This is a genomic window from Roseobacter sp. (assembly GCF_024639605.1).
Taxonomy (GTDB): domain Bacteria; phylum Pseudomonadota; class Alphaproteobacteria; order Rhodobacterales; family Rhodobacteraceae; genus Roseobacter.
This window is the reverse complement of the sequence record NZ_JAHEHZ010000171.1, coordinates 1-6,196: the sequence shown is the minus strand read 5'-3', so window position 1 is coordinate 6,196 and position 6,196 is coordinate 1. Positions and strand designations below refer to the sequence as shown.

Annotated in this window: 9 protein-coding genes; 5 read left to right on the top strand and 4 right to left on the bottom strand. The window is 59.4% G+C overall.

What is annotated here, in order from left to right:
* The 3 genes from Q0M35_RS16405 to Q0M35_RS16395 form a co-directional block, all read left to right on the top strand.
* Positions 1 to 332: pyrroline-5-carboxylate reductase dimerization domain-containing protein (locus Q0M35_RS16405; protein WP_295317349.1), on the top strand; the 332-nt coding region annotated here is incomplete at its 5' end.
* On the top strand, positions 325 to 663 hold the full coding sequence (locus Q0M35_RS16400) for a tRNA-binding protein (protein WP_295317348.1): 339 nt from the start codon (positions 325 to 327) through the stop codon (positions 661 to 663). The genes Q0M35_RS16405 and Q0M35_RS16400, both read left to right, overlap by 8 nt.
* Before the next feature lie 11 nt (positions 664 to 674).
* The gene (locus Q0M35_RS16395) at positions 675 to 1,613 is read left to right on the top strand and encodes a D-glycerate dehydrogenase (RefSeq protein WP_295317347.1); all 939 of its coding nucleotides are present in this window, start codon (positions 675 to 677) and stop codon (positions 1,611 to 1,613) included.
* On the opposite strand, the gene Q0M35_RS16390 is transcribed toward Q0M35_RS16395, so the two are convergent.
* Together Q0M35_RS16390 and Q0M35_RS16385 are read right to left on the bottom strand one after the other, a co-directional pair.
* Positions 1,614 to 1,859, bottom strand: coding sequence for a hypothetical protein (locus Q0M35_RS16390; protein ID WP_295317346.1), 246 nt, complete (start codon positions 1,857 to 1,859; stop codon positions 1,614 to 1,616).
* Positions 1,860 to 1,911: 52 nt separating this feature from the next.
* Positions 1,912 to 2,505, bottom strand: coding sequence for a thymidine kinase (locus tag Q0M35_RS16385; protein WP_295317345.1), 594 nt, complete (start codon positions 2,503 to 2,505; stop codon positions 1,912 to 1,914).
* A gap of 282 nt (positions 2,506 to 2,787) precedes the next feature.
* Here Q0M35_RS16385 and Q0M35_RS16380 point away from each other — a divergent pair, with 282 nt between their 5' ends.
* Positions 2,788 to 3,252, top strand: a complete 465-nt coding sequence (locus tag Q0M35_RS16380) for a hypothetical protein (protein WP_295317344.1) — start codon at positions 2,788 to 2,790, stop codon at positions 3,250 to 3,252.
* Positions 3,253 to 3,268: 16 nt separating this feature from the next.
* Here the strand turns inward: Q0M35_RS16380 and Q0M35_RS16375 are convergent, their stop codons facing one another.
* The gene (locus Q0M35_RS16375; protein ID WP_295317343.1) at positions 3,269 to 4,393 is read right to left on the bottom strand and encodes a beta-ketoacyl-ACP synthase III; all 1,125 of its coding nucleotides are present in this window, start codon (positions 4,391 to 4,393) and stop codon (positions 3,269 to 3,271) included.
* Between the two features lie 147 nt (positions 4,394 to 4,540).
* Positions 4,541 to 4,846: a hypothetical protein gene (locus tag Q0M35_RS16370; protein WP_295317341.1), complete on the bottom strand. Its 306-nt coding sequence runs from the start codon at positions 4,844 to 4,846 to the stop codon at positions 4,541 to 4,543.
* A 421-nt stretch (positions 4,847 to 5,267) separates the two neighbouring features.
* Between Q0M35_RS16370 and Q0M35_RS16365 the strand changes: the two genes are divergently transcribed.
* A partial coding sequence (locus tag Q0M35_RS16365; RefSeq protein WP_295317333.1) for a hypothetical protein occupies positions 5,268 to 6,196 on the top strand: 929 nt, incomplete at its 3' end.

Sequence of the window (6,196 nt, the reverse complement as noted above, 5' to 3'; positions counted from 1 at the left end):
AGGCGCAGATTGACGCGGTCACAGGCGTCAGCGGTTCCGGGCCGGCCTATGTGTTCCACATGATCGAAACAATGGCGGCAGCCGGTGAGGCCGAGGGGCTGGATCCGGCGCTGGCGCTGCAGCTGGCCAAAGCGACGGTCGCCGGCGCCGGCGCGCTTGCGATGGCCGCAGATGTCGGACCGGACCAGCTGCGCATCAATGTGACTTCGCCAAACGGCACCACCCAGGCCGCGCTTGAGGTTCTGATGGACGAGGACAACGGATTTCCCGCCCTGTTGCGCCGTGCGGTTCATGCAGCCGCCGAGCGGTCAAGGGAGCTGGCCAATGGCTGAGATCACTTTCGACGACTTTATGGCGGTCGATATCCGCAAAGGCACCGTGCTGCGGGCCGAACCCTTCCCCGAGGCACGCAAGCCCGCGATCAAGCTCTGGATCGATTTCGGCCCGGAGATCGGCGAGAAAAAGACCTCCGCCCAGATCACTGCGCATTACACGCCCGAAGTCTTGGTCGGAAAGCAGGTGATGGCTGTGGTCAATTTCCCGCCGCGTCAGATCGGTCCTTTCATGTCCGAGGTGCTGGTGCTCGGCGTTGCGGACGCGGGCGGGGCGATTGTGCTGCTGAGCCCCGATCTCAACGTACCGGACGGAGGGCGGATGCATTGACAAAAATACTGATGACAAGACCGCTGCCGGAAACAGTTCAGGAGGCCACGCGCGCGCTTTTTGATCTTGATGTGCGCGAGGATACCGGGCCGATGAGCGCTGCTGAGATGCAGGCCTCTTTGCGGGACTATGATGGCGTGGTGCCAACGCTCGGGGATCTCTATTCACAGGAGATCTTTGACGCTGTGCCGGACCCCCGGTGCAGGGTGCTGGCTAATTTCGGTGTGGGATACAACCACATCGACACCGGTGCTGCGCGCGCGGCCGGCATCGCGGTCTCCAACACGCCGGGTGCGGTGACTGACGCCACGGCCGATACGGCTATGACGCTGATGCTGATGAGTGCGCGCCGGGCGGGCGAGGGTGAGCGGATCGTCCGGGCCGGAAAATGGGAAGGGTGGCACCCGACGCAGCTTCTCGGCATGCACCTGGGCGGTAAAGCCGTGGGCATCGTCGGTATGGGCCGGATCGGTCAGGCCATAGCGCGCCGCTGTCATCACGGGTTCGGAATGAACGTGGCCTATCACTCCCGCTCCGCAAAAGATCTCGACTTCCCGGCAGAGCGCGCCGACAGCCTGCGGGCGCTTGCAGGGTCTGTCGATGTCCTCGTGATTGCTGTTCCGGGCGGTGATGAAACCCATCATCTGATCAACGCGGATATCTTTGCCGCCATGCAGAAGCACGCCCATCTGATCAACATCGCGCGCGGCAACGTGGTCGAAGAAAGCGCGCTCATCACGGCCCTGCAAACCGGGCAGATTGCCGGTGCGGGCCTTGATGTCTATGAATTTGAGCCCGTTGTGCCGGACGCTCTGAAAGCAATGGAAAACGTGGTGTTGCTGCCCCATATCGGCACAGCAGCGCTTGAGGTCAGAACCGACATGGGGATGATGACGGTCGATAACCTGAAGGCCTTTTTTGCAGGGAAAGACCTGCCGAACGCAGTCTGATCACACTTCCGGCGCGTCCGTGTCCGGCACCAGCCGGGCTTCGGCTTTGCGGTCCCAGTTCGGGTCCTGTGATTTGATCCGGCGCGAGATCAGATAGGATATGGGCCATGACAACAGCAGCGTTGCGACAACAGAAATTATAACTGCCCAGACAGAAAAATGGCCAAGTGTGAACGCCGTTACGATGAAAGTGCCACCGATGACGGCACCGGTCATGAGGGTGAGAATAATGCTGAGGCGATCCATGAGGGTCTCCGCTTGTGATTACCTGTCGACGGTAAAACGGGTATCCCCCGGTTCAGGTTCCCGCGGGCCTGTCGCCCGTCGCCTCGCGCCAGTGGCGCCGGCAGAGCGATACATAGGTCTCGTTGCCACCGATCTGCACCTGCGCCCCGTCTCTGAGCACAGTGCCGTCGGCGGCCTGACGGATGACCATGGTGGCCTTTTTCCCGCAATGACAGATTGTACGCACTTCGCGCATCTCGTCAGCGAGGGCCAGCAGCGTCGCAGAGCCGGGAAAAAGGGTGCCGCGAAAATCGACACGCAACCCGTAGCACATGACCGGCACGCCGAAATCATCTACCGCGCGGGCAAGCTGCCAGACCTGGTCTGCTGAGAGAAACTGCGCCTCATCAATAAAGACACAGTCCACCGGCCCGGCTGCGAGCCGTTCCTTCAGGCGATCAAACAGATCGTCACCGGCATCAAAGGTATCGGCATCCGCCGCGATTCCAATGCGGGAGGCGATCTGCGCCGGACCCGCCCGGTTGTCGAAGTGCGCTGTCAGAAGATAGGGGACCATCCCGCGCTCGCGGTAGTTATGAGCCGCCTGCAACAGCACCGTCGACTTGCCGGCATTCATCGTCGAGTAGTGAAAATAGAGCTTGGCCATGCAGTTTGATAGGCCGCAGCATCCCGGGCTGCAAGGGCGCGCAGGGGTCAGAAAAGAGCCGCCGCGTGAACGCCGGTTCGCACCGGCCTGCCTGTCCCACATCGGCAGCACGCAGCGCGGCTCCTACCCAAAGACCGGCGGCGGGAACGCCGGCTACTCATAATCCCCCAACAGGTGGGAGTGCTTTTATAAATGACATTTCCCTGACATCTGATTAATGGGAAAACCCGGCATGGTTTTCCCCGGTGAAATTGTTTTACTGCGGACCGGAGGGTAAGAAATATGGACGCAGTCGGACGGTATCTTAAGAAACACACTGAAGTCCTGGTCAAAGACATCGGCATCGAACAGGCCTGCAGCCTGGCGGGAAAGTCAAAGGCAACGCTCGGAAGATATTATTCCGACCATGAAGCGCACGCCGACCGTTTCATGCCCATTGAGACAGTTGCACTGCTTGAAAAGGCCGCGAGCTATCCGCATGTCACAGGTGCGCTGGCCGAACTGTCAGGCACCTCGCTGCAATATGACGAACGCCGCCCCAACAACGAGCGCCCGGGTGGTGTGAACAGCGATGTGATCGTGCTGAGCCAGCGCTTTGCGATGCTCATGGCCGAGTATCACCAATCGATGGAAGACGGTAAAATCACCGTTAACGAGGCGCGACGACTGCTCAGGGAAACCTCGATACTGCAAAAGGTGCTGGTTGATATGAAGCTGCACCTCGAAGAGGATCACGGTGGCGCCTGACCCGGCGGGTCCGTTTTTACCCGTGCCGTTGCACCAGGACAGAGCCCACCGAATACCCCGCGCCAAAAGAACAGATCAGGCCGGTGTCGCCGTCCTGCAGATCATCGGAGTATTTCGAAAACGCAATGATCGACCCGGCGGAGGATGTGTTGGCATAATCCTGCAGAATGTTGGGCTGCTCGCCGGGTTCGGGCGTTCTGCCCAGAACTTTCCGGCCGATGAAATCGTTCATAGTCTTGTTGGCCTGGTGCAGCCACAACCGCTTGAGCGCATCTGCACCGACACCCTCATCTGAAAGATGGGCTGCGATATGCTCTGAAACCATTGGCAGCACTTCTTTGAACACCTTGCGACCATTCTGCATAAACTGCATGTCACGCCGATCGGCCATGCCAGCCGGTCGCGACCGGCGCAGATAGCCGTTGTTGTTGCGGATGTTGTTGGAGAATTCAGTGGCGCAACGGGTTGAGCGGATTTCGAAATACGGCCCTTGCGCATCGTCGGTGCGCTCAATCAGTGTGGCTGTGGCTACGTCGCCGAAGATAAAGTGACAGTAGCGGTCGCGCCATTCAAGATGTGCAGAGCAGATCTCGGGATTGATGACCAGCGCGCTGCGGATGCTGCCGGCACGCAGCATATCTGCGGCCGCCTGAATGCCGAAGGTTGCCGAGGAGCAGGCGACGTTCATGTCAAACGCAAAACCCCCGCAACCCAGCAACTGTTGAATTTCTATGGCCACGGCAGGATAGGCGCGTTCCATATTCGATGCCGCACAGATGACAAGATCGACGCCACCGGCATCCTTGCCGGCAGCCGCAAGCGCCTGGCGCGCCGCATCAAGCCCCATCTCAGCCATCAGCGAGGGCTCGTCGTCCGCGCGCTGTGGAAAGAGCGGATGCATAACCCGTGGGTCAAGAACGCCGGTTTTGTCGATCACATAGCGCTGTTCGATCCCTGAGGCTTTGACAATGAAGTCCTCAGATGAATGCTCTTTGGCCTCTACCTCGCCCGCAGCAATCGCCGCAGCATTCTCTGAGTTAAAAAGATCGGCATAGGCATTAAACGCGGTAACCAGCTCCGCGTTTGTGATTACGTTTTCCGGCGTGAAAACGCCCGTCCCGGTGATGGCAGGCTTATACATATATCTGGTCTCCGACAGGTGGGTCGTTGTCACCGCAAAGACAACCGTGCGTCAAGTCACATCCCCCGGGGTGACGTAGCGTCGGCCCTGCGCTGAGCCTTACGCTCGGGTAAAAATCCCTGCGCCAGTTGCACCTGTCGGGGGGGGTTACACCCCGGTCGGCACTGAATACACGACATAGCCATCCTGGCGGAAGGCTTCGATCGCCCCTGTATCGGTCACAAAGACCCCCAGATTTTCCATGTCCTCCGGGCAGCCGACCAGATCGGCCGTGTGATCGAGAAATTCGGCAGTCTCCGGAGATTCGCCCAGACGCCGGCACTGATCGCCTTCGGCGCGATACCCATCACCAAAAAACGGCAGGCTCGTGGCCGGCAGTGTGGCCGTTCCGGACGGCGGTGGCGTGCAGGCCGCGGTCAAACCCGCGATGCCGATCAAAAGTATCAGACGCATAGTGTACTCCTTTAACGCAATTCCAATGACGGCGCGCCCGGCGGTCCGAAGCAGCGCAGCACTTGTGCGATTATTGCAGAAGTCCGCGTGCGGGTGGGGAAAATGATCCCCGTTGTCTGATTTCTGACCGGTGCGGCACATTCTGGACGTGCGGTTCCGGGCCGGTGCCGCGTTCCCGGCAGCGCGTGCGACTGTTTCCCGGGCCCGGCGAAAACCTGCCGCACATTGGTGATTGGTGCGCTTTTGCGCTCAAATCGGTGCGATAATTTTGCATAACCTTTACAGACCAGCGCGTTATCGTGCTTTGTGCACGCCGGGCAGGGGCGTCCGCACCGGACACAGGCCGGAATGTTGCCACATTCACGTGCCAGGATCCGTGCACCGGAGAAAAAAACCCGCTTGCGGGAAGAGGGAAATCAGAATGTTAAAATATCTTCAGATCAGTGTCGCGAGCCTTGCTCTGTCTGTTTTCGCGGTCGCACCGGCGGTCGTCGTGATCAGCGCGGATACGGCCATTGCCAAGAGTGATAACGGCAAGGGCGGCGGCAACGGTAACCGCGGCGATGGCGCCAAGGGCAAATCCGGCGACAAAGGCAAATCCGGCGTCGCCAAGGGCAACAAAGGTGGCAAAAGCACCGCGTCCCGTGGCAAAGCCGGTGCGAAAGTTGAGAAGAGCCTTGACCGCCTCGGCAATAAAGTCAAAAACGGATTTGGTCTGTTTGACGGGCTGAAGAAGAACAACCGCACGGCAAAAGCTTCAGGCACGAAAACCAACCGCGGTATCGAAAAAGCATTCGACCATCCCAGCAACATGGGCAAGATGAACGGCGCAATAAATTCCAGCCCGAACGCAAAACTGGCACATATCCGCAACGGCAACTTTAACGGACCCGTTGGTATTGCTGCAGCCTATGCTGTGGCAGATGCTCAGTACGCTGATGCGGCTGAAGCCTATGCAGATGCCGATGCGACAATCGCCAAGCTTGGCCCGTTGGCTGACGCATACGATTATGTCGCCGGCTATGAAGAAGCGGTTAAGGCGCTGGAAGATGTGGCTGAGGCTGGTGAAGAGCCGACCCAGGAGCAACTGGATGCGGCAAACCCGGATACGTTCGACAGCGCCACTAAGACTATTGAAGCAGCTGAGCAGGAGGCGGCCGTTGAGGGCGGAACAATTTCCGAAGAGAGCGTTGATACCGCAATAGCCGAGGCGGCGGCTGTCGAAGAACCCGACCGCATGGCACTTGATGAAGCGGAAACCAACCTTCTGGGTCTCTATAAGGGCGACGAGAAAAGTCTCGACGACGCGCAGAAAGAGGCGCTGATCAAAAGCGTCAACCTTCCCACCCG